Raw genomic sequence first — 23,575 nt, forward strand, 5'->3', positions numbered from 1 at the left:
CAAAATACCCCTATAATAGTTTATTAGTATATCGCCCTTTTACATTTCAAATTACAAGCATACACACCCCTATTTAACAAGATTGAAAGATTCAACAAATTAAATAGATATTAGATATGTATTTAAGCGAAACATAAAGCAAAAAGACATATCTTTGCATTGTAATAAAACAAAAGGATATATCAATTGACAAATAAAGAGCAAAATGATAAAAAGAATTCAATTCACTAAAATGCATGGAGCGGGCAATGATTATATCTATGTAGATACTACCAGATACCCGGTCGCAAATCCGGAGAAGAAAGCCATTGAATGGAGTGCATACCACACGGGAATAGGAAGCGACGGACTTGTTTTGATTGGCACTTCTGATAAAGCAGACTTCAGTATGCGCATTTTCAATGCAGACGGTTCGGAAGCAATGATGTGTGGCAATGCAAGCCGGTGTATAGGCAAATACTTATTCGAATATGGATTGACCGGCAGAACGGTCATTACTCTGGATACGCTCTCAGGCATCAAAATACTAAAACTTAATGTAGAAAACGAAACAGTAACGGCTGTAACAGTAGATATGGGAGAACCGTCGGAGACAGGAATCATTGACTTCAGCGATACATATTCATATGTTTCTACCAAAGTATCTATGGGAAATCCGCATCTGGTAACTTTTGTGGAGGATATTAACGGAATAAACCTCCAAAAGATTGGTCCGGAACTGGAAAACAACCCACTTTTCCCCGACCGTACCAACGTAGAATTTGCACAGGTATTAGACGATCATAAAATAAGAATGCGTGTGTGGGAAAGAGGTTCGGGAATTACCCAAGCCTGTGGAACAGGAGCTTGTGCCACTGCCGTAGCTGCCGTCATAAGAGGTAAAGCCGGACGAAAATCAGCTATTATCATGGATGGCGGAACGCTGACCATCGAATGGGATGAGAAAACGAATCACGTGTTTATGACTGGTCCCGCAACAAAGGTTTTTGATGGAACAATAGAAACAGAAGAATAAAAGAGAATAAGAGAGAGAGTATATAAAACGATAAACTTAAAACAACAATATGGCACTTGTAAACGAACATTTCCTGAAATTACCGGGAAGTTATTTATTCTCGGATATTGCGAAAAAAGTAAATACATTCAGGATCACACACCCGAAGCAAAACATTATCCGCCTGGGTATCGGAGATGTCACCCGTCCATTGCCTCCGGCCTGTATCGAAGCAATGCACAAAGCCGTAGAAGAATTGGCTCATGCCGAAACCTTCCATGGATACGGTCCGGAACAGGGATACGACTTCCTTATCGAAGCCGTTATCAAGAATGACTATGTAGCCCGGGGAATTCACTTTTCCAACTCAGAAGTATTCATCAGTGACGGAGCCAAAAGTGATACGGGAAACATCGGGGATATTCTGCGCCATGACAACAGCGTAGGAGTTACAGACCCTATTTATCCGGTATACATAGACAGCAATGTGATGTGTGGACGCGCAGGCATATTGGAAGAAGATAGTGGTAAATGGAGTAACGTGACGTACATGCCTTGTACAAGCGAAAACAATTTTATTCCGGAGATACCCGATAAACGTATCGACATTGTGTACCTCTGCTACCCTAACAACCCGACAGGGACAACGCTAACCAAAGCAGAACTGAAGAAATGGGTGGACTATGCACTGGCCAATGATACGCTGATATTGTTTGATGCAGCCTACGAAGCATACATCCGGGAACCAGACGTCCCACACTCCATTTACGAAATCAAAGGAGCCAAAAAATGTGCCATTGAATTCCGAAGCTTCTCAAAGACGGCAGGCTTCACCGGAGTACGTTGCGGATATACCGTAGTGCCCAAAGAACTGACGGCAGCCACACTCGGAGGAGACCGTATCCCTCTGAACCGCCTATGGAATCGCCGGCAATGTACAAAATTCAACGGTACCTCTTATATCACCCAACGGGCTGCTGAAGCGATTTACACCCCGGAAGGAAAAAAGCAGATACAAGAGACCATAGATTATTATATGACCAATGCCCATATCATGAAAGAGGGACTTGAAAGCACCGGACTAAAAGTTTACGGAGGGGTAAATGCTCCCTATCTCTGGGTTAAAACCCCGAACGGAGCAAGTTCGTGGAAGTTCTTTGACCAGCTGCTCTACGAAGCCAACGTAGTAGGTACACCGGGTATAGGCTTTGGCCCAAGCGGAGAAGGATATATCCGCCTCACAGCATTTGGTGAACGCAATGATTGTATCGAAGCTATGAGAAGAATAAAAAACTGGCTGTAAAGTCATTGAAAATTAGAAATTAAAACAATCCCCCACCGTTTTTTTTCTATGGTACACGGATAAGACGGATGACGACAGATCTGATTTTATTTCTCTCTGATTCCCTCAACTACTGATTCGTATGATTTTTTAATTTACAAAGATAATATTAGCGCGCTACTATATAACAGTTGGACCGTACATCCACAATTTTTCTAATTTAAAGGTAAAAAGACGATGAAAACGACGATTAACAAAAAATTAGGGGGAGTAGCAGTAGCGATAGTTGGAATACTCATTCCAACAACTACAATGGCACAAGACAAATTTGAGGTTTCACTGGAAGCCGACGTAGTGAGCAAATACGTATGGCGTGGTTTCGACCAAGGCTCCGGTGCCTCTGTTCAACCTTCTTTAGGGCTGGCCTATAAAGGAGTATCACTGTCGGCATGGGGAAGCACCAGCATCACAGATCTCGAACCCAAAGAATTCGACATCACGCTAGGTTACAGCATTGGTGGATTTAGTATTACAGTGACAGACTACTGGTGGTCTGGCGAAAGCGGTAAATATGGCTATTATAAAGACAGCCATTATTTTGAAGGCGCATTGAGTTACCATTTCGGAGAAAAAGTACCGCTGACTCTGTCCGTAGCAACCATGTTTGCCGGAGCAGATAAGAACCCGGAGGACAACCAGAACTTCTCCACTTACTTCAATGCTTCGTATGATATCGCCTGTCCGGGAGACGTCACATTAACTCCCTCCATCGGTGTATCAACTAAATCTTATTTATACACAGGTGAGAAGATCAGCGGCCTCACGGATATCTCGCTAAAGGCAACCAGATCAATCAAAGTAACAGATAGTTTTTCTATCCCAATCTTTGTACAGGCCACCGTATCACCCGTTATGGACAAGACATATCTGGTATTCGGCATGAGTTTCTAAAAGAAATACAAAACACACTAATTCAAGAAGGTATATGAAAAAGATTGAAGCTATTATCCGTAAAACCAAATTCGAGGAAGTGAAAGATGCGCTTCTGGATGCAGACATTGAGTGGTTCTCCTACTATGACGTAAGAGGTATAGGCAAAGCACGCCAGGGACGTATTTACCGTGGTGTGGTATATGACACAAGCTCTATTGAGCGAATTCTTATTTCGATTGTAGTACGTGACAAGAATGCAGAAAAGACCGTTCAGGCGATTGTCAGATCAGCACAAACCGGAGAGATCGGAGACGGACGTATTTTTGTTATTCCGATAGAAGATGCTATCCGCATCCGCACAGGAGAGCGAGGCGACATTGCTCTCTATAATGCCGAACAGGAACGATAGCACAGCGTGACCGGATTCCTGATACGGACCATTAGAAAATAAAGAAAGTAGTACAATTCAAAGACATCAAAATTATGGATACATATAGAAAGCACAGCATTACAAAGCTGTGGTTGGCCAGTGCTATGCTTTTTGCACTGTGCTTCGCAACAGAAACACTCGCTCAGGATAGAACCCTTGTAAACGCTACAACAGTAACAACTGCCGTAACGGAAACAATCACTACGGCAACAGAAACTCCGGTTACGGAAACTGCACCGGATACAATAGGAGAATTGGCTAACGGACTGAACACCGTATGGATGTTATTGGCGGCAATGCTGGTATTCTTCATGCAACCGGGGTTTGCACTGGTAGAAGCCGGATTCACAAGGGTAAAGAACACCGCCAATATTCTAATGAAGAACTTTGTCGATTTCATGTTCGGTTCGTTACTCTACTGGTTCATCGGTTTCGGACTGATGTTCGGTGCAGGTGGATTCATCGGTATGCCCCACTTCTTCAACTTGTCGTTCTATGAAGGTGGCGGACTCCCTTCAGAGGGTTTTCTGATATTCCAGACTGTATTTTGTGCCACAGCAGCCACCATTGTCTCAGGGGCTATGGCCGAGCGTACTAAATTCTCTATGTACATCGTTTATACCATCTGCATCAGTGTATTGATCTATCCCATTTCAGGACACTGGACCTGGGGAGGAGGTTGGCTCATGAACGGCGAAGAGGGCTCATTTATGATGAACCTGTTCGGCACAACTTTCCATGACTTTGCCGGTTCAACCGTAGTTCACTCCGTCGGAGGCTGGATAGCATTGGTAGGTGCAGCTATTCTCGGTCCGCGCATTGGTAAATACGGAAAAGACGGGAAGTCAAAAGCCATTCCGGGACACAACCTGACGATTGCAGCATTGGGCGTATTTGTCCTGTGGTTCGGTTGGTTCGGTTTTAACCCCGGTTCTCAATTGGCGGCAGCTTCTACCCCCGATCAGATAGCAATTTCCCATGTGTTTCTTACTACGAATCTGGCAGCTTGTGCCGGTGGTTTCTTCGCCCTCGCAGTGAGCTGGTGGAAATACGGGAAACCCTCTTTATCACTTACACTGAACGGTATCCTTGCCGGATTGGTAGGTATCACAGCCGGATGTGATTGTGTATCGGCAGCAGGAGCTGTACTGATTGGTGCCATCTGTGGGGTTGTAATGATATTCTCGGTAGACTTCATCGACAAAGTGCTGAAAATAGACGACCCCGTAGGTGCAAGCTCCGTACATGGTGTTTGTGGTTTCTTAGGCACACTGCTCACCGGATTGTTCTCTACAAGCGAAGGAGTATTCTATACAGGTACTTTCGGATTCTTTGGAGCACAGGTATTTGGAGCAGTCATAGTAGGTTGTTGGGCAGCCGGCATGGGTTTTGTTATCTTCAAGCTGCTCGATAAAGTTCACGGATTACGTGTTCCGGCACGCATCGAAGAAGAAGGTCTCGACATTTACGAGCACGGAGAATCAGCATATAACTAATCTATCATAATTCCATCAATCATAAATCAAAAGATTATGTCAAAACTAAGATTCAGAGTAGTAGAAACAGCTTTCAAGAAAAAAGCGGTAGAAGTGGTTCCTCCTTCGGAACGGCCTTCGGAGTACTTTGCAAAGTACGTATTCAACAAAGAAAAGATGTTCAGATACCTGTCAAGCAAGGTATACAACAAATTGATTGACGTTATTGACAATGGTGCTCCACTGGATCGCAGCATAGCCGATGAAGTAGCTGCCGGAATGAAAAAGTGGGCCAGCGAAATGGGAGTCACTCACTATACCCACTGGTTTGCTCCACTGAACGAAGGTACTGCCGAAAAACATGATGCCTTTATTGAACACGATGGCAAAGGAGGTGTAATGGAAGAATTCTCCGGCAAGTTACTTGTTCAACAGGAGCCGGATGCCTCATCCTTCCCAAACGGAGGAATCCGCAATACCTTCGAAGCGCGTGGATACTCAGCCTGGGACCCTTCCTCACCTGCATTTATTGTAGATGATACATTGTGCATCCCAACTGTATTCATAGCGTATACAGGCGAAGCACTCGACTATAAAGCTCCGTTGCTAAAAGCCCTGAGAGCCGTAGATAAAGCAGCTGTCGATGTATGCCGTTATTTCAACCCGGAGGTAAAGAAGGTAATCGCCTATCTGGGATGGGAACAGGAATATTTCCTGGTAGACGAAGGTCTTTATGCCGCCCGCCCCGATTTGCTGATGACAGGACGTACACTCATGGGGCATGACAGTGCTAAGAATCAGCAGCTGGAAGATCACTACTTCGGTGCCATTCCTACCCGTGTAGCGGCTTTTATGAAAGATCTCGAAATAGAAGCGCTTAAATTGGGTATCCCTGTAAAAACACGCCACAACGAAGTAGCACCCAACCAGTTTGAACTGGCTCCTATCTTTGAAGAATGCAATCTGGCAAATGATCACAACCTGCTCATCATGTCATTAATGCGCAAAATAAGCCGCCGCCACGGTTTCCGGGTATTATTACACGAAAAGCCATTCAAGGGAGTAAATGGTAGCGGCAAACACAACAACTGGTCACTGGGTACAGACACCGGCATTCTGTTAATGGCTCCGGGTAAGACTCCGGAAGACAACCTGCGCTTTGTAACATTCGTTGTGAATACACTAATGGCTGTTTACCACCACAACGGATTGCTGAAAGCATCTATCTCAAGCGCCACAAATGCCCATCGGTTAGGAGCCAACGAAGCACCTCCCGCCATCATCTCTTCTTTCCTGGGCAAACAATTGTCTCAGGTACTGGAACACATCGAAGAGAGCACCAAAGATGATCTGGTAAGTCTCAGTGGCAAACAAGGAATGAAACTTGACATTCCGCAGATCCCGGAATTACTGATTGACAATACAGACCGTAACCGTACCTCACCTTTCGCCTTCACCGGAAACCGTTTTGAGTTTCGTGCCGTTGGCTCGGAAGCCAATTGTGCCAGTGCCATGATTGCCCTGAACTCTGCCATTGCCGCTCAATTGAAGATGTTCAAAAAAGATGTAGATACACTGATAGAAAAAGGCGAGCCCAAAGTTTCGGCCATCCTGGAAGTAATTCGTAAATACATCAAAGAGTGTAAAGCCATCCACTTTGACGGCAACGGATACAGTGACGAGTGGAAAGAAGAGGCTAAAAAAAGAGGATTGGACTGTGAAACCAGCGTTCCATTAATCTTCGACAACTATCTGAAACCGGAGACCATTGCCATGTTTGAAGCCACAGGCGTAATGACAAAGAAAGAGCTGGAAGCCCGGAATGAAGTGAAATGGGAAACCTATACCAAGAAAATCCAGATTGAAGCCCGTGTCTTGGGTGACCTGGCAATGAACCACATTATTCCGGTTGCAACGCAGTATCAAACGGATCTGATTGATAATGTGTATAAGATGCGCGCCCTCTTCCCGGAAGAGAAAGCTGCCAGACTATCTGCTAAAAATCTGGAACTGATCGAAGAAATAGCAGATCGTACGGCCTTCATAAAAGAACATGTAGATGCCATGATCGAAGCTCGTAAAGTGGCAAACAAGATTGAAAGCGAACGCGAAAAAGCCATCGCTTATCATGATACCATAGTACCGGCACTGGAAGAGATACGTTACCACATAGACAAACTGGAACTCATCGTTGACAACCAAATGTGGACGCTACCCAAATACCGGGAATTATTATTCATTAGATAGTGAATAGTGATTAGCGATGAGTGATGAGTGCCATGCGGCATATAAGTACAGTATTAATCACTATTCACTAACCACTAATCACTATTCAAACTATTTCTTTTGTTGGTTGTTTTAAGTTTGCAGGGGAGGATTGCCGTGAGGCAGGCCTCTTCTTTTTTTTACTCTATTATCTTCGCATCCTCAATATCGTCTGATACCGGCTTTCTGGGTTTATTGCGTGTAAACTTAAACCAGTTCACCAATTCAGATATCGCGTATATAAGACTACTTACTCCGATAATCATAAATGCCGTATTGCGTGCTCCCGTCGGATTGAAAAGAGCCACAATGCCTGCCAGCAAGATAAGAGAGGGTACCACATAAAACGCACCGGGAACTACCGTCCAGCGGCGAGCCATTGAAAGCGAAGCTATCTGCTGCACACCTCCTAATATAAGGATAAAGCCAAGCAAGAACATCAATACATCGGCAAAGAACCCCGGCATTACCACCAACCAGAGACCGAAAAGCAAACTACCCGTTCCTTCAATCGGAAAACGACGCGAAACACCTTGCTCTGGTTTAGCTGCAAAATAACTGATAATAGAAATAAAACCGGGAATCAGGAATAACACACCAAGAGTAATAACAAGATACTGTACCGCAGCATCCGGCCAAAGCACAAGTACCAGACCAATAATCAATGCACAGACAGTACGGATAAGGGAATAATTCATTGTTTTCATATTTTTCTATATATTTTTAACGGGATACAACCCAATCTTTTTGCGAATATAGGTGTTTCTGTTTACATATTAAAACAACAAACCAGTTTTGTAATAAGTTCATAGCAGAAATGTAACTTTTCTTACATCCTGCTTCCGTACTTTTGCAACGATAAATTTATAGACACTAAAGAGCCATCCTAAGTTATGACAAAGTGTAACTAAGTACGTATTTAAGATAATAGGGCTTCATTGCCTTGCGAACAATGAAGCCCTATTATGTTGTAACTTTGTTATATAACAAAACGATTGTTTTAAAACATTGATAAGTACTACCTCTTACATAGCACTTTCCAATATCTCTTTTGCCACTGTACCTGTTACATTTCCGTTTTCGCCATACTTCACTCCACGGGCATTAAAACGACGTTCTATTTCTTCAATCGTTTCTTTGCCGATCCCCTCTTCACTCAAGCGGGTAGTGAGTCCCAAGGAACGGAAAAACTCTTCGGTACGGCGGATAGCCTCATCAATACGTTCTTCTCTCGTACCGGACGTTATTCCCCACACCCGTTCACCATATTGCAGGATCTTGTCTCCTTTGAACCGACGAAGCACACGCAAGGTAGCCGGATAAACAATGGCCAATGTATGCCCGTGCGTCAATCCGTGAAGAGCTGTCAGTTCATGCCCAATCATATGTGTAGCCCAGTCTTGCGATACTCCCATGGCTACAAAACCATTCAGCCCCATGGTAGCAGAAAGCATAAAATCTGCCATCAACTGGTAGTCATGCTGGTTCTCGCGTATCTGCGGAGCAATCTCTACAAGGGTTTGCAAAATACCTTCTGCCCAGCGGTCCATAAGGCGGCTTTGACCGGGAGTAGTCATATATTGCTCTACTACGTGCACAAATGTATCGGCAATACCGCAGGCTACCTGATGAGGAGGCAAAGTAAACGTCACCTCAGGATCAAGGATAGAAAAAAGCGGATAGTTGGCATAGAAAGGATATTTCTCCTTTGTTTCGTGACGGGAGATTACAGCCCCGTTATTCATTTCCGATCCTGTGGCAGGCAAAGTGAGTACAGTAGAAAGAGGCACGGTATTTGTCACCGGACGTCCGGCAGCCACAAGATCCCAGGCATCTCCATCATAAAGTAATCCGGCAGCTATCAACTTTGTTCCGTCAATGACGGAACCGCCACCTACTGCCAACAGATAGTCAACTTTATGTTCTTTTCCAAGAGCAATGGCTTTACGCAACGTTTCGATAGCCGGGTTGGGTTCAATGCCCCAGAATTCTACTGTAAAATAATCTTTGAGAGCTTCCTTCACTTGGTCGTACACGCCGTTTTTCTTAACGCTTCCACCGCCAAAAGTTATCATAATTCGTTTATCGGACGGAATTTCCTTACTCAATTGAGCAATCATCCCACGCCCCATAATGAGCTTGACAGGATTCTGAAAAATAAAGTTATTCATAGGTTATTACTTCTTTAATAATAAGTGCAAAGATAACAATCCTATTGCGATATAGGAAGAATCTTTTATAAAAAGAGATTCATTCAAGACTGTACAAGAATGAATCAAACTCACCACAGAGTTTCACAGAGTTCCACAGAGTTTAAATCTTTATTGAAACGCAGATTAACGCAGATTTTCGCAAAGGGAAACAAATGTATGATAAAGAACTACAGTCTTTTAATCTGCGTTTATCTGTGTTAATCCGCGTTTTATCAGATAAATACTGCTCCGTGGAACTCTGTGTTACTCTGTGGTGAAATACCATACAAAAACGAACAATTCATATTAGTTCACCGGAAGCCATGCGTTAATATCTTCAGCTACAAAAAGCCAGTATAGTAACAGTAAGATTAAAATAACGACAGCGATTGCAATAAGGACTTTCCTTTGTTTCATAATTTGGTTTCTGTTTAAATATTAATTGTATAATTAAACAAATCAAGAGAAGGAAATGTTTATTTAGTACTTTCTTCAAACGAAAAGAATAAAAAAAAGAAAGATTTTGTTTGCTATTTCAAACAATGTGTTTATATTTGCCCCCATAAAACATCAAAAGACAATGAGAACAATGTTAGTAAATACATATTGGTGGTGGCGCCCGTTACAACTCCGACAGTCGTAAGGGAGCAGTGCTCGTATGTATATACCTCATTAAAGATATAACAGATTTGAAAGAGCCCTGTCGCAACCTGCGACAGGGCTCTTTTCATTTCCACCCCATTTGTCGAATCCGGCTCAGCCGGCATTACAACAGAGTTTAATTATAAAAAGAAGAATATATGAAAAGTTATCAAGTTGACAAAGATGGTTATTATGGAGAATTTGGCGGAGCGTATATCCCCGAAATACTTCATAAATGTGTAGAAGAATTAAAGAATACATACCTCACCGTACTGAATGATGAGGGTTTCAAACAAGAGTTCGACCAACTACTGCGCGACTACGTAGGACGTCCCTCCCCTCTCTACCTGGCACGCCGCCTTTCAGAGAAATACGGATGTAAGATGTACCTGAAACGGGAAGACCTCAACCATACCGGTGCTCATAAGATAAACAATACCATCGGTCAGATATTGCTGGCTCGCCGAATGGGTAAGACTCGTATCATCGCCGAAACAGGTGCCGGACAACATGGAGTAGCTACAGCCACCGTTTGTGCACTGATGAACATGGAGTGCATTGTCTACATGGGTAAGACAGATGTGGAACGCCAGCATATCAACGTAGAGAAGATGAAAATGCTCGGTGCAACAGTTATCCCGGTAACATCGGGAAATATGACACTGAAAGATGCTACCAACGAAGCGATACGCGATTGGTGTTGTCATCCGGCAGATACGTACTACATCATCGGTTCTACGGTTGGCCCTCACCCTTACCCGGACATGGTAGCACGCTTGCAGTCAGTGATCAGTGAAGAGATAAAAAAACAACTCGCAGAAAAAGAGGGACGCGACTATCCCGATTATCTTATCGCCTGTGTAGGTGGAGGAAGTAATGCTGCAGGTACTATCTATCATTATCTGGACGACGAACGGGTACGCATCGTTCTGGCAGAAGCCGGAGGAAAAGGCGTAGAAACCGGACAAACCGCAGCAACTATCCAACTCGGGAAAATGGGTATCATTCACGGAGCACGTACCTTCGTCATCCAAGACGAAGACGGGCAGATTGAAGAGCCCTATTCTATCTCTGCCGGATTGGACTATCCTGGCATCGGACCGATACATGCTAACCTTGCATCGCAGCATCGTGCCACAGTACTGGCCGTAAATGACGACGAAGCCATAGAAGCCGCCTACGAACTGACAAAACTGGAAGGAATCATTCCGGCACTCGAATCGGCCCATGCATTAGGTGCCCTCAAAAAATTAAAGTTCAACCCGGAAGATGTGGTAGTATTAACTGTGTCGGGAAGAGGAGATAAGGATATTGAAACCTATTTGAAATTTACGATTTGACGATTTACTATTTACGATTGGGATTACCCTTATTCATAAATAAAGTAACTTCAATCGTAAATTGTAAATCGTCTAATCGTAAATCAAAGTGGTTTTAATTGTAAATAGTAAATCGTCTAATCGTAAATAACCCCATGTTTAATTATAAAACTAACAGCAAACAGGTACTTGGCGACCTGCATACTCCGGTAAGTATCTACCTTAAGGTACGCGATATGTATCCGCAATCGGTACTCATGGAAAGCTCAGACTTCCATGCCGGAGAGAATTCCATGTCATACATCGCTCTCTGCCCACTGGCAAGCGTAGGTGTCAACAACGACCTTGTCACTACTACCTATCCGGACAATACCCGCGAAGAAAAGCCGCTGACAGAAACCTTCACAGTAGAAAATGCCATTAACAGCTTTATTAACTGTTTCCATGTATCGGGAGAACACAAGGAAGTATGCGGACTCTACGGTTATACCACTTTCAATGCCGTGAAATACTTTGAACATATCCCCATTAAAGAGAGTCACGACCAGATGAATGATGCACCGGATATATTGTACATCTTATATAAGTATATCATCATCTTCAATCATTTCAAAAACGAGCTTACGCTTGTAGAAATGCTCAGCGAAGGAGAAGAAAGCGGATTGCCGGAACTGGAATCTACTATCGAGAACCGTAATTACGCATCTTATAACTTCTCTGTGACCGGTCCGGTAACAAGCCCCATCACCGATGAGCAACACAAAGCAAATGTTCGCAAAGGTATCGCACACTGTCTGCGTGGCGATGTTTTCCAGATTGTTTTATCGAGAAGATTCGTACAGCCTTATGCCGGCGATGATTTCAAAGTATACCGTGCTCTGCGTAGCATTAACCCTTCCCCTTATCTGTTTTACTTCGACTTTGGCGGTTACCGCATCTTCGGTTCATCTCCCGAAACACACTGCAAAATTGAAGGCAAACAAGCCTGTATTGATCCCATAGCAGGAACTACCCGCCGCACGGGCGACTCTATCAAAGACAAAGAACTCGCAGAGGCTCTGCTTGCAGACCCGAAAGAGAATGCAGAACATGTCATGCTGGTAGATCTGGCACGAAATGACCTCAGCCGCAACTGCCATGACGTGCGTGTAGTGTTCTACAAAGAACCACAGTACTACAGTCATGTGATCCATCTGGTCAGCCGCGTCAGCGGAGTACTCAATCAAGAGAGTAGCTCCATGAAAACGTTCATCGACACTTTTCCGGCAGGTACACTTAGCGGTGCACCCAAAGTACGCGCCATGCAACTTATCAGTGAGATAGAGCCGCACAATCGCGGCGCCTATGGCGGTTGTATCGGATTCATCGGACTAAACGGAGACTTGAACCAAGCCATTACAATTCGTACCTTTGTGAGTCGTAACAATGAACTGTGGCTCCAGGCAGGAGGTGGTATTGTAGCCCGCAGCCAGGACGAATATGAATTGCAGGAAGTAAACAACAAGTTGGGTGCATTGAAGAAAGCAATAGACTTGGCAGTAACACTTAAAAATTAAAGACAATGAAGATATTACTTTTAGATAACTACGACTCTTTCACTTATAATTTGCTGCATGTTGTGAAGGAATTGGGAATCAAAGATGTAGAAGTATTCCGTAACGATCAGATTGCACTCAGTGAAATAGAACGCTTTGACAAGATCATCCTCTCACCCGGTCCCGGTATACCGGAAGAAGCCGGTCTGTTATTGCCCATCATCAAACAATATGCCCCAACCAAAAGTATTCTCGGCGTTTGTCTGGGGCATCAAGCTATCGGCGAAGCTTTCGGTGCTACACTGGAAAACCTTACAGATGTATATCATGGTGTACAAACCCCGGTTCATATCATCAAAGACGATATTTTGTTTCAGCATCTGGAGCACGAAATACCCGTAGGACGCTACCATTCATGGGTAGTAAGCCGCAACGCTTTTCCGGAGTGTCTGGAAATTACAGCCGAAAGCCAGGAAGGGCAAATCATGGCATTGCGCCATCGGATGTACGATGTACATGGCATTCAATTCCATCCCGAATCGGTGTTGACACCACAGGGCAAAGTTATCATTCAGAACTTTTTAAATGCATAAATGTATGAAACAGATTCTATATAAGCTCTTCGAGCACCAATACCTGGGACGGGACGAAGCCCGTATCATCCTGCAAAACATAGCACAAGGCAAATATAATGATGTACAGGTGGCATCTCTAATCACCGTTTTTCTGATGCGCAATATCTCCGTAGAGGAATTATGCGGTTTTCGCGATGCTTTACTCGAGATGCGGGTCCCTGTCGATCTGAGTGAGTTCTCTCCGATTGACATTGTAGGCACGGGTGGTGATGGAAAAAACACCTTCAATATTTCTACAGCAGCCTGCTTCACAGTAGCCGGAGCTGGCTTTCCGGTTGTGAAGCATGGAAACTACGGAGCTACTTCCGTCAGCGGTGCCAGCAATGTAATGGAACAACACGGTGTGAAATTTACCAATGATGTTGATAAGTTACGGCGTTCTATGGAGAGGTGTAACATCGCTTATCTGCACGCTCCCCTCTTCAACCCGGCACTCAAAGCAGTAGCTCCGGTACGCAAATCACTGGCAGTACGTACGTTTTTCAATATGCTTGGTCCGTTGGTCAATCCGGTATTACCGAGCTACCAGCTGTTGGGCGTCTACAATCTGCCTTTGCTTCGTCTGTATAGCTACACTTATCAGGCAAGCAACATTAAGTTCGCAGTAGTCCACAGCCTGGACGGATATGACGAAATATCCCTGACAAAGGAATTCAAAGTAGCTACCAGCGAGAGTGAGAAAATTTACACCCCCGAAAGCCTTGGTTTCTCTCGTTACACGGAGATGGATCTGGATGGTGGAAACACACCAGAAGATGCCGCAAGGATATTCGACAACGTACTGGCAAATACAGCTACCGAAGCACAAAAAGATGTAGTAATTGTCAATGCTGCCTTTGCCATCAATGTGATTTGTCCGGAGAAGCCAATAGAAGAGTGTATTGCCCTTGCCCGCGAGTCGCTGGAAAGTGGAAGGGCACTGGATACGCTTAAGAAATTTATAAATAGTGATGAGTGATAAGTGATTAGTGATTAGTGCCATGCGGATGATCGCGCAGCCCACTAATCACTTATCACTAATCGCTTATCACTAACCACTAATCACTATTTTTCCTATGCCCGATATATTATCTGAAATTATCGCTAACAAGCGGATTGAAGTGGAGTTGCAGAAGCAATCCATTACAATCGAACAATTATACGAAGGGGTTAGTGACGTCCCTCCTACCCGCTCTATGAAACAGGCATTAGCTACTTCTTCCAGTGGTATTATTGCCGAGTTCAAACGCCGTTCTCCCTCTAAAGGCTGGATAAAGGAAACAGCCAGTCCGGAGGAGATCATTCCCGATTATGCTGCTGCTGGTGCTTCTGCACTATCTATCCTTACTGATGAGAAATTCTTTGGCGGAACATTACGTGATATCCGTATCGCCCGTCCGTTGGTGGATCTACCCATTCTAAGGAAAGAGTTCATTATCGATGAGTATCAGCTCTACCAGGCCCGTATCGTAGGTGCCGATGCAGTGCTGCTTATTGCTGCTGCACTCGAACAGGACGAATGCCATGCACTGACTGATAAAGCTCATGAACTCGGTCTTGAAGTCCTGCTCGAAATTCATAGTGCAGACGAGCTTACTTATATAAATAAGGAGACAGATATGGTAGGTATCAACAACCGTAACCTCGGGAGCTTTCATACAGATGTTGCCAACTCCTTCCGTCTGGCAGAACATTTGCCGGAAGACATCATACGCGTATCCGAAAGCGGACTTTCTCAACCAGAAACCATATCTCAGTTACGCGATGCCGGTTTCAGAGGTTTTCTTATCGGCGAAACCTTTATGCGCACCGGGCAACCGGGTGAAACACTCAAAGATTTTATAGATAAAATAATCACATAATAACTCTTAATCCCTCAAGAAAATGGTAAACAACAAATTAATCAAAGTTTGCGGCATGTGTGAAGGAGAAAATATTCGTGAAGTAGAATCACCAGACATCGACATGATCGGGTTCATCTTCTATCCCAAATCTCCACGTTACTTATGCGAAATGCCCGATTATATGCCTGCCAATGCCCGCCGTGTCGGAGTCTTTGTTAACGAAGATAAGCAGACAATAGAAATGTTTGCCGACCGTTTCAGTCTGGACTTCATTCAATTACACGGAAATGAATCGCCGGAATATTGCCGGTCACTCCAGTTGTCAGGGCTGAAACTTATCAAGGCATTCCCTATAGCCAGCAGAAAGGATCTGCAAAACGTACACAATTACAGTAATTTCTGCAAATACTTTCTCTTTGATACAAAGTGCGAACAACGTGGAGGATCGGGTAATCAATTCGACTGGAGTATTCTGCATATCTATAAAGGACGTACTCCCTTCATACTGAGTGGCGGTATCAATCCTTATAGCGCCAAAGCACTCAAAGAGTTTCAGCACCCCCTACTGGTGGGCTACGATCTCAACAGCCGCTTTGAAGTAAAACCGGGAAAGAAGGACGCACAACGTATCCATCTGTTTTTAAACGAATTACGTTAATAATAAAGAAAGAATAAAAACATGAATAGAATCAATCAACTCTTCGGCAGCGATAAAAAAAACCTGCTATCTATCTATTTTTGTGCCGGTACTCCTACATTGGAGGGAACAGCCAACGTTATCCGCACCCTCGAAAAGCACGGTGTAAGTATGATTGAAATCGGCATTCCATTCAGTGATCCAATGGCAGACGGTATTGTGATTCAGAATGCAGCCACACGGGCACTTCGTAACGGCATGTCACTCAAACGGCTTTTCGAACAGCTCCACGGTATTCGCGAAGATGTGAAAATTCCACTTGTATTTATGGGATACCTGAATCCTATCATGCAGTTTGGGTTTGAAAACTTCTGCCGCCAATGCGTTGAATGTGGCATTGATGGAGTTATTATTCCCGATCTTCCTTTTCGCGACTACCAGGAGCAATACCGCCCCATAGCCGAACGTTATGACATTAAAGTAATTATGCTTATCACTCCCGAAACCAGCGAAGAACGCATACGTGAAATAGACGCCCATACAGACGGGTTTATTTATATGGTATCTTCGGCTGCCACTACAGGCGCCCAGCAGGATTTTGATGTGCAGAAGCGTGCTTACTTCAAGAAGATAGACGAAATGAAACTACGCAATCCGCGCATGGTGGGTTTTGGCATTTCGAACAAAGCTACCTTCCGTGCAGCATGTGACAATGCGCGGGGAGGTATTATAGGCAGTCGATTTGTTACTTTACTGGAAGAAGAAAAAGACCCTGAAAAAGCAATCCTTCGGCTGCTGGAAGCAATTCGGGAGTAAGTTGATGAGTTTGTAAGTTTGTGAGTTGATAAGTTGATGAGTTGGTAAGTTGAAGAGTTGGTGAGTTGAAAAGTTGGTGAGTTGAAAAGTTGGTGAGTTGAAAAGTTGGTGAGTTGAAAAGTTGGTGAGTTGAAAAGTTGGTGAATTGGTGAGTTGACAAGAGGACAAGTTGTCAACTCACAAACTCTTCAACTTACCAACTCACAAACTCATCAACTCACAAACTTACCCAACGATAATCCATAAATCATAATAAATTTATATCTTTGTCGCCGATTTAACAAAAGAGCCACAGATATGATAGCAAATTGCCCTTCCGTTTTGTTAATATATACTGGAGGAACTATCGGAATGATAGAAAACCCGGAAACAGGTGCCTTAGAAAACTTCAACTTTGACCACCTGCTGAAACACGTCCCCGAATTGAAGCGTTTTAATTACCGGATCTCCTCCTATCAATTCGACCCTCCTATTGACTCTTCTGATATGGAACCTCTTTACTGGGCAAAACTCGTAAAGATCATCAACTATAATTATGACAACTTCGATGGCTTTGTCATTTTGCACGGTACAGACACAATGGCCTATACAGCTTCGGCTTTGAGTTTCATGCTTGAGAATTTAAGCAAACCAGTCATCCTCACCGGCTCACAGCTTCCTATCGGAACCCTGAGAACAGACGGAAAAGAAAACCTGATAACCGCTATCGAAATAGCCGCAGCCAAAAATCCGGACGGTACCGCCATCGTACCGGAAGTATGTATCTTCTTCGAAAATCACCTTATGCGGGGCAACCGTACTACCAAAATCAACGCCGAGAACTTCAATGCCTTTCGCTCATTCAACTATCCGGCATTGGCACGTGTCGGTATCCATATTAAATATGAACCTAATTTAATCCGCAAACCAGATTTCTCCAAACCACTGAAACCACATTATCTGTTCGATTCCAATGTAGTGATATTAACTCTTTTCCCCGGCATACAGGAAAGTATCGTCACCTCCCTGCTTCACGTGGAGGGATTGAAAGCGGTGGTATTGAAAACTTTCGGTTCGGGAAATGCCCCTCAGAAACCCTGGTTCATCCAACAGCTAAAAGAGGCTACAGAACGAGGTATTATCATTGTCAACATTACCCAGTGCTCTTCGGGAGCAGTAGAAATGGAACGGTACGAAACCGGAATACAACTATTGCAAGCAGGTGTGATCAGCGGATATGACAGCACCCCGGAATGTGCAGTAACCAAACTGATGTTCCTGCTTGGACACGGATTGAGTAACAAAGAAATCAGATACAAAATGAATTCTTGCCTGGTGGGAGAAATAACGAAGTCAATAGGATAAAATGAAATAGACAATATATTCCTCAACTCCGAAGTTTTCAAATCAACCGTTGTGGAGTCCGGGGAATATTTTCAGTATTTAACTAAAAATCGGGTATTGATCCTAAATGATAAATAATGCGAATCAGTAGTTGAAAACCGGACTCAACTTAATCGTATATATTTGTTCAAAACAAGGCGATATAAACTACCTTTTATCAGGAAAAAAACTACTATTCTCTCTTTTATAATCTATAACCAAAACTTTTGATTCTATAACCGGAACTTTTGGTTATAAAACCTAAAGTTTTAATCTTACAACTGAAACTTTTGATTATAGTTTATCTTTAATTGTCCGTAACTTTACTTCCTATGAAAAGGTATTAATTTAAGGAAGAAGCAGATTTTATATATAAATGTCTTGAGTGTTGCGGATAAACTATCGGCAATCCCTTTAGTTCATTCTATACAGGTTTGGACCAAATATCCAACTACCGATTCGCATCAATAATAGATTACAGACGAATATTTTTAGCCTGTTGGGTTTCAATGTATAATCATGAATCTTATTGAATAGTAACCAGAGCAGAGAAAACACAGATATTAATAGTGAAAATTCAATAAATATATCTATTGCCAACTAAAAACATAAAAGATTAAGAATTTGTCAACAAGAAGAATTTGTATAAACTATTTTCTATATACATACCTTGATCCTCCCCCAATACAGACATCTCAATCATCTATTGAAAGAAGAAACAGTCAAAATAAGCATCATAACAACAATAATCTGTTACCGTCATCCTTGCTCCTCTGCTTGTAAAGAAAGTCCAATAAGAAACAATGAACAGAATATACAACTTTTCTTATAATTCGCTTTTACAGTGCACGAACAAATATAGCATATACTACTGATAAACAAAGAAATAAAAGTTATTGAAAGAACGACTAAAGAAAGTTGCAATATCCGTCCATCAATATCTAAAAAGATGTTAATAAGCAAAACTTTATCTCCCCTAACTGGTTGTTATCATACAATAAATAGATATCTTTGTGATAAATAGTAAAGGCAATTTGTTGTTATAGCAAATTACAGTAGACAAAATAAGCAATATTTAATGTATGAAAATTAACTTCCGGGAATCACTGGCAGCTACACTTATAGTAAGTGGAGTTGTTTTTAGTAGCTGTGTAGATAGTGATAAGAACTTCTATGATCCCAATTACCGTGCTCAAAATCCAATGGGTAACATAAGTGCCCCTAATGGCTTTGACTGGTTATTATTCTCTTCGATAAACCTTAATGTGAAGGTTAACGACACATTTAACGGACAATATCATTATACGGTAGAGGTGTTCGACAACAATCCTGTAATATCTCCGGATGCAACCCTCCTGACCAAAGGATTTGCCAAATTGGGTCAGGACTTCACTACCGAATTGCCTGTATCCAATTCGATTCCGATGCTTTACATTCGCCAGATTGCTCCGGATGGATTGGCATCAATTCGTGCGTACAGCACAGAGAACGGGGTTGTTAATTGCGACTTCAGTACTCCGGTGACTACGCAAACTACCAGAAGCATGAGTACACGGGCATTCACGACAATGACAACACCAGACAGTGAAGATAAGAGTATATTTCCCGAAGTATCACCCACAAATGAAATATTCGATCAAAACAACTTTAAAGCCAACGGCAGTTATAAAGTTACTGCAAAGACAACCAAAATAAATATTTGGGCATCAGGAGTTAGTTTGTATGTTACCGAAAACATAACGCTGAGCGAAGAAACATACCTTGCTGCCAATTGCAAACTATTCATACTGCCCAATGTGACTGTAACAATGCCACAATCAAAGAATAATGGCCAAATCAACTGCTTGATTTCAGTAGGTAAAGGGGCAACATTAAAAATAGAAAACGATATGCAACTGGATAATAACTATAAGTTGTATAACCAGGGTACTCTCACCGCCCGTAATGTCACTTATACCAACAGTTCTTTCATCTATAATGGAGAAAAGGGTATTATAAATATCTCCGGTAAACTGACCGGCACGAACGGAAACTCTAATATGCTGAATGAAGGAGAAGTGACTGCCACCGATATAGCTGTCACAGGTGATAGTCATATAAAGAATATCAATAAAGTAACCGTAGCCCAACTGACCAGCCTCAACTGTAAAAACGGTTCATGGGAGAATGAAGGTGAATGGACTACCACAAACATGCACATAGAAGGCTGGAATGATTATAGCCTCAACAAATGCAAACTAATCGTCAATCAGCTATTAGACCTGCACGAAGCTAAAATCATAAATGACGCCGGTGCATTTATTAAGACCAGCAGGCTGTATATGGACAACACATTAATAGAGATGGGTGCCAAGGCTATGTTTACAGTAGAAGAGCAAGCCGAATTCCGATATCATACAAAAAACAGAGGGTTCAAGGGTACAGGCAACGAGAAAGCACTTCTCAAAATGAAAAAAGCAGTTGCTACGAATCCCGACAACAATGACATGATTCATTATTCCGGAAATTTACAGATTGTCTGTGATGATCATCCGGATTCTAAAAGAGATCAATGGGGGAATATTCGCTGGACAATGACAGGCGGTGCCGAATGGGCAAGTGAATCTACCAATCCTGTAGAAATCGCCAAAACAGAATGTAGTGAAGGCTCTGTTACCAATCCGCTTCCTCCAACTGAACCGGAATTCCCGACTATCATAGAAACAGCCAATAAATACACACTGCTGTTTGAAGACCAATGGCCTCTCTACGGCGACTATGATATGAATGACATTGTAATACAGCTCAAAGGTTTGAAGTATGAACTTGACAGTAAAAACAAAACGAACAAAGTAACATTCACTGTTACCCTTCGTGCCGTAGGAGCAACCAAAGCTATCGCCGCCGCTGTAATGTTAGACAAAGTACCAGCAAGCAGTATAAACAGCATTGCATACAAAGCCCATAAACCCACCACATTCAATCTTCAAAACAGTGGAGTTGAAGCAGGTCAGAGCCAGGCTGTGATACCTCTCTTTGACGATGCACACAAATTAATGGGAAAGAATACAAGAGAGTTCATCAATACCCAGTCTGGCAGTGACAATAATGTAAGCAACAGTGATCTTCCCGAAATAGAAATCACTGTAAACCTGACCAATAGCATAGAAGAAAGTGCCTTCAACATCAACAATATGAATTTCTTCATCATCACCGACAGAGCCCAGCAGAGAAAAGAAATCCATATGCCGGGACGTCAGCCAAGCGATTTGGCCAATACCCAACTGTTCGGAGGAAATGATGACGGCTCAACGGGTACGAAGTATTACATAAGCAAAGAGAATCTTGCCTGGGGTATCATCATACCACAGTCGTTTAAATGGCCTTTGGAGTATCGCAATATTAAAGATGTATACAAGGAGTTTGAAAGTTGGGTAACCAGTGGTGGTACAGAGAACCCCAAATGGTATACTACCTTCGACAACAACGGCACTTTCCAGAACAATAAAAATTAAAAATAAAGTAAAAGCCGGAGAATAAGAAAATCCGGCTTTTATTTTGTCCGGGAAACAGACTTTATTTGAAAACAGAAAATAACTTTATCGTAAAAGAACACAGTTATAAAAATATTATATATATTTGCACGGCTTGAGACAAGAAAGACATCAATCACGTATCAACAAAGCAAGCAAAGTAAAAAGTTTTATTATAGACATGAGAAAAAAAATATTGCTCATTGATGACAAGGCATCCATCGCAAAAGTAGTTTCCATCTATTTGGGAAAAGATTACGATTTCACCTATCATGAAAATCCTATTAAAGCCATTGAGTGGCTGAATGAAGGGAACGTTCCGGATCTTATTATCTCGGACATCCGTATGCCGGAAATGATGGGAGATGAATTCTTACTTTACATGAAACGAAATGAGTTATTCAAATCCATACCTATTATCATGCTTTCAAGCGAAGAAAGCACAACAGAAAGAATCAGGCTTCTGGAAGAGGGAGCAGCCGATTACATCCTAAAACCATTCAATCCTCTCGAACTTAAAGTCCGTATTAAAAAAATTATAGACTAAGTCTTTCTATGCTACATCTTATCTATATCGGAAGGTACGAAAAAACGATTAAACGCTTTTCCAAACTCCCCAAAGAGGAGTTTTACAATGTAGCTACATGTGATAAGGCTATCAAAATAATAGATAAGATACGGGAGAAGTTTGATATAATCATATTATACGAACAGACTAATACACAGACAGATATCAAAGATATTGAGTCTTTGCGGAAAAAGTATCCCGGTATCTATATGGTATTAGTGATGGATTCACTTACACAACAAGAAAGTCTGCAATATCTGAAAGCCGGTATCAACAACACCATACCATTTGAAAGCCCCCAGGAGGCAATAGACAGCCTGATAAGCTTTCAGAAACGCAGAAAGCAACAAAAGATAAAAGACCTACAAAAAAGAGGAGAGAATATACAAACATTCAGGCTTCCTCTCTGGAAAAGATGTTTTGATATACTTTTTTCGGGTACTGCACTATTAGGCTTGTCTCCCCTACTCATTATTACTGCGATAGCTATCCGCCTGGAGAGCAAAGGAGCCATTATCTATAAATCAAAACGTGTAGGAAGTAATTATCAGATATTTGATTTTCTGAAATTTCGTTCCATGTATACGAATGCCGACAAGCATCTGAAAGACTTCAACTCCCTGAATCAATATCAAACCGAAGAAGAGACAACCGAAGATATCATCTGGGGAGAAATGCCCGAGCTTAGTGAAAATGAAGACGGGATAGTACTAATCTCTGATGATTTTGTCATTTCAGAAGAAGCGTATATCAACAAAAGAAGCCACGAACAGGAGAATGCATTTGTCAAACTCGAAAACGATCCACGCATCACGCGGGTAGGACGTTTCATTCGTAAATACAGCATTGACGAATTGCCTCAACTTATCAATATATTGAAAGGAGACATGTCAATAGTAGGTAACCGCCCCTTGCCACTGTACGAAGCTGAGTTATTAACCAGCGACGAATACATCGACCGCTTTATGGCTCCGGCGGGACTGACAGGACTTTGGCAGGTAGAAAAGCGTGGAGATTCAGGAAAGATGTCGGCAGATGAGCGTAAACAGTTGGATATAAAATATGCCAAAACATTCTCTTTTTGGATAGACATGAGAATTATCCTGAAAACTGTTACTGCATTTATACAAAAAGAAAACGTATAATATATACAGC

At 42.6% G+C, this 23,575-nt stretch carries 19 protein-coding genes; 17 read left to right on the forward strand and 2 right to left on the reverse strand.

Features of this window, described 5'->3' with window-relative positions; all coding sequences use genetic code 11:
- The first annotated feature begins 205 nt into the window (after positions 1–205).
- The 6 genes from dapF (at position 206) to ACESQI_RS05950 (ending at position 7,361) form a co-directional block, all read left to right on the forward strand.
- A complete protein-coding gene (dapF, locus tag ACESQI_RS05925; RefSeq protein WP_278509987.1) occupies positions 206–1,015 on the forward strand; it encodes a diaminopimelate epimerase in 810 nt (269 codons plus the stop codon).
- 49 nt (positions 1,016–1,064) lie between these two features.
- Positions 1,065–2,297 carry an LL-diaminopimelate aminotransferase gene (locus ACESQI_RS05930; protein ID WP_007485086.1) on the forward strand — a complete coding sequence of 411 codons (1,233 nt, stop codon included), beginning with the start codon at positions 1,065–1,067 and terminating at the stop codon, positions 2,295–2,297.
- A 216-nt stretch (positions 2,298–2,513) separates the two neighbouring features.
- Entirely contained in the window at positions 2,514–3,227 is a 714-nt protein-coding gene (locus ACESQI_RS05935; protein ID WP_007485084.1) for a hypothetical protein, read from the forward strand.
- 34 nt (positions 3,228–3,261) lie between these two features.
- Entirely contained in the window at positions 3,262–3,618 is a 357-nt protein-coding gene (locus tag ACESQI_RS05940) for a P-II family nitrogen regulator (protein ID WP_002560832.1), read from the forward strand.
- Positions 3,619–3,692: 74 nt separating this feature from the next.
- Positions 3,693–5,135, forward strand: a complete 1,443-nt coding sequence (locus tag ACESQI_RS05945) for an ammonium transporter (protein WP_007485083.1) — start codon at positions 3,693–3,695, stop codon at positions 5,133–5,135.
- Between the two features lie 36 nt (positions 5,136–5,171).
- Positions 5,172–7,361 (forward strand): glutamine synthetase III, encoded by a 2,190-nt coding sequence (locus ACESQI_RS05950; protein ID WP_002560834.1) that lies wholly within the window; start codon positions 5,172–5,174, stop codon positions 7,359–7,361.
- 158 nt (positions 7,362–7,519) lie between these two features.
- On the opposite strand, the gene ACESQI_RS05955 is transcribed toward ACESQI_RS05950, so the two are convergent.
- Together ACESQI_RS05955 and ACESQI_RS05960 are read right to left on the reverse strand one after the other, a co-directional pair.
- Positions 7,520–8,086: an HdeD family acid-resistance protein gene (locus ACESQI_RS05955; protein ID WP_025867951.1), complete on the reverse strand. Its 567-nt coding sequence runs from the start codon at positions 8,084–8,086 to the stop codon at positions 7,520–7,522.
- Between the two features lie 318 nt (positions 8,087–8,404).
- Positions 8,405–9,550, reverse strand: a complete 1,146-nt coding sequence (locus ACESQI_RS05960) for an iron-containing alcohol dehydrogenase (RefSeq protein ID WP_002560836.1) — start codon at positions 9,548–9,550, stop codon at positions 8,405–8,407.
- A gap of 821 nt (positions 9,551–10,371) precedes the next feature.
- Here ACESQI_RS05960 and trpB point away from each other — a divergent pair.
- The 11 genes from trpB to ACESQI_RS06015 all read left to right on the forward strand — a co-directional run bounded on the left by trpB (position 10,372) and on the right by ACESQI_RS06015 (position 23,565).
- Positions 10,372–11,553 (forward strand): tryptophan synthase subunit beta, encoded by a 1,182-nt coding sequence (gene trpB, locus ACESQI_RS05965; RefSeq protein WP_002560838.1) that lies wholly within the window; start codon positions 10,372–10,374, stop codon positions 11,551–11,553.
- Positions 11,554–11,687: 134 nt separating this feature from the next.
- Positions 11,688–13,088: an anthranilate synthase component I family protein gene (locus ACESQI_RS05970; protein WP_007485072.1), complete on the forward strand. Its 1,401-nt coding sequence runs from the start codon at positions 11,688–11,690 to the stop codon at positions 13,086–13,088.
- A 5-nt stretch (positions 13,089–13,093) separates the two neighbouring features.
- Positions 13,094–13,660, forward strand: a complete 567-nt coding sequence (locus ACESQI_RS05975; protein WP_007485071.1) for an aminodeoxychorismate/anthranilate synthase component II — start codon at positions 13,094–13,096, stop codon at positions 13,658–13,660.
- Between the two features lie 4 nt (positions 13,661–13,664).
- On the forward strand, positions 13,665–14,660 hold the full coding sequence (gene trpD / locus ACESQI_RS05980) for an anthranilate phosphoribosyltransferase (protein WP_002560841.1): 996 nt from the start codon (positions 13,665–13,667) through the stop codon (positions 14,658–14,660).
- Positions 14,661–14,757: 97 nt separating this feature from the next.
- Positions 14,758–15,543: an indole-3-glycerol phosphate synthase TrpC gene (gene trpC, locus ACESQI_RS05985; protein WP_195661391.1), complete on the forward strand. Its 786-nt coding sequence runs from the start codon at positions 14,758–14,760 to the stop codon at positions 15,541–15,543.
- A gap of 22 nt (positions 15,544–15,565) precedes the next feature.
- Positions 15,566–16,183: a phosphoribosylanthranilate isomerase gene (locus ACESQI_RS05990; protein ID WP_002560843.1), complete on the forward strand. Its 618-nt coding sequence runs from the start codon at positions 15,566–15,568 to the stop codon at positions 16,181–16,183.
- 21 nt (positions 16,184–16,204) lie between these two features.
- A complete protein-coding gene (gene trpA, locus ACESQI_RS05995) occupies positions 16,205–16,978 on the forward strand; it encodes a tryptophan synthase subunit alpha (RefSeq protein ID WP_002560844.1) in 774 nt (257 codons plus the stop codon).
- 297 nt (positions 16,979–17,275) lie between these two features.
- Positions 17,276–18,322 carry an asparaginase gene (locus ACESQI_RS06000; protein WP_002560845.1) on the forward strand — a complete coding sequence of 349 codons (1,047 nt, stop codon included), beginning with the start codon at positions 17,276–17,278 and terminating at the stop codon, positions 18,320–18,322.
- 1,100 nt (positions 18,323–19,422) lie between these two features.
- Complete coding sequence (locus tag ACESQI_RS06005) at positions 19,423–21,834, forward strand: LruC domain-containing protein (protein WP_373125559.1); 2,412 nt, start codon at positions 19,423–19,425, stop codon at positions 21,832–21,834.
- Positions 21,835–22,033: 199 nt separating this feature from the next.
- Positions 22,034–22,399, forward strand: a complete 366-nt coding sequence (locus ACESQI_RS06010) for a PleD family two-component system response regulator (protein WP_044095214.1) — start codon at positions 22,034–22,036, stop codon at positions 22,397–22,399.
- Between the two features lie 8 nt (positions 22,400–22,407).
- Entirely contained in the window at positions 22,408–23,565 is a 1,158-nt protein-coding gene (locus tag ACESQI_RS06015) for a sugar transferase (RefSeq protein ID WP_025867953.1), read from the forward strand.
- Positions 23,566–23,575 lie beyond the last annotated feature (10 nt).

It is taken from the genome of Bacteroides sp. HPS0048 (genome assembly GCF_964240755.1).
GTDB classification, from domain to species: domain Bacteria; phylum Bacteroidota; class Bacteroidia; order Bacteroidales; family Bacteroidaceae; genus Bacteroides; species Bacteroides nordii.

Excerpts from the sequence above, each read along its gene's own strand:
- trpD (WP_002560841.1), top strand. The coding sequence starts at position 13,665 with ATGAAACAGATTCTATATAAGCTCTTCGAGCACCAATACCTGGGACGG.
- ACESQI_RS06005 (WP_373125559.1), top strand. The coding sequence starts at position 19,423 with ATGAAAATTAACTTCCGGGAATCACTGGCAGCTACACTTATAGTAAGT.
- trpA (WP_002560844.1), top strand. The coding sequence starts at position 16,205 with ATGAATAGAATCAATCAACTCTTCGGCAGCGATAAAAAAAACCTGCTA.
- ACESQI_RS05970 (WP_007485072.1), top strand. The coding sequence starts at position 11,688 with ATGTTTAATTATAAAACTAACAGCAAACAGGTACTTGGCGACCTGCAT.
- ACESQI_RS05960 (WP_002560836.1), bottom strand. The coding sequence starts at position 9,550 with ATGAATAACTTTATTTTTCAGAATCCTGTCAAGCTCATTATGGGGCGT.
- ACESQI_RS05975 (WP_007485071.1), top strand. The coding sequence starts at position 13,094 with ATGAAGATATTACTTTTAGATAACTACGACTCTTTCACTTATAATTTG.
- ACESQI_RS06010 (WP_044095214.1), top strand. The coding sequence starts at position 22,034 with ATGAGAAAAAAAATATTGCTCATTGATGACAAGGCATCCATCGCAAAA.
- trpC (WP_195661391.1), top strand. The coding sequence starts at position 14,758 with ATGCCCGATATATTATCTGAAATTATCGCTAACAAGCGGATTGAAGTG.
- ACESQI_RS06015 (WP_025867953.1), top strand. The coding sequence starts at position 22,408 with ATGCTACATCTTATCTATATCGGAAGGTACGAAAAAACGATTAAACGC.
- ACESQI_RS05990 (WP_002560843.1), top strand. The coding sequence starts at position 15,566 with ATGGTAAACAACAAATTAATCAAAGTTTGCGGCATGTGTGAAGGAGAA.
- ACESQI_RS05935 (WP_007485084.1), top strand. The coding sequence starts at position 2,514 with ATGAAAACGACGATTAACAAAAAATTAGGGGGAGTAGCAGTAGCGATA.
- ACESQI_RS06000 (WP_002560845.1), top strand. The coding sequence starts at position 17,276 with ATGATAGCAAATTGCCCTTCCGTTTTGTTAATATATACTGGAGGAACT.
- ACESQI_RS05940 (WP_002560832.1), top strand. The coding sequence starts at position 3,262 with ATGAAAAAGATTGAAGCTATTATCCGTAAAACCAAATTCGAGGAAGTG.
- ACESQI_RS05950 (WP_002560834.1), top strand. The coding sequence starts at position 5,172 with ATGTCAAAACTAAGATTCAGAGTAGTAGAAACAGCTTTCAAGAAAAAA.
- ACESQI_RS05945 (WP_007485083.1), top strand. The coding sequence starts at position 3,693 with ATGGATACATATAGAAAGCACAGCATTACAAAGCTGTGGTTGGCCAGT.
- ACESQI_RS05955 (WP_025867951.1), bottom strand. The coding sequence starts at position 8,086 with ATGAAAACAATGAATTATTCCCTTATCCGTACTGTCTGTGCATTGATT.
- dapF (WP_278509987.1), top strand. The coding sequence starts at position 206 with ATGATAAAAAGAATTCAATTCACTAAAATGCATGGAGCGGGCAATGAT.
- ACESQI_RS05930 (WP_007485086.1), top strand. The coding sequence starts at position 1,065 with ATGGCACTTGTAAACGAACATTTCCTGAAATTACCGGGAAGTTATTTA.
- trpB (WP_002560838.1), top strand. The coding sequence starts at position 10,372 with ATGAAAAGTTATCAAGTTGACAAAGATGGTTATTATGGAGAATTTGGC.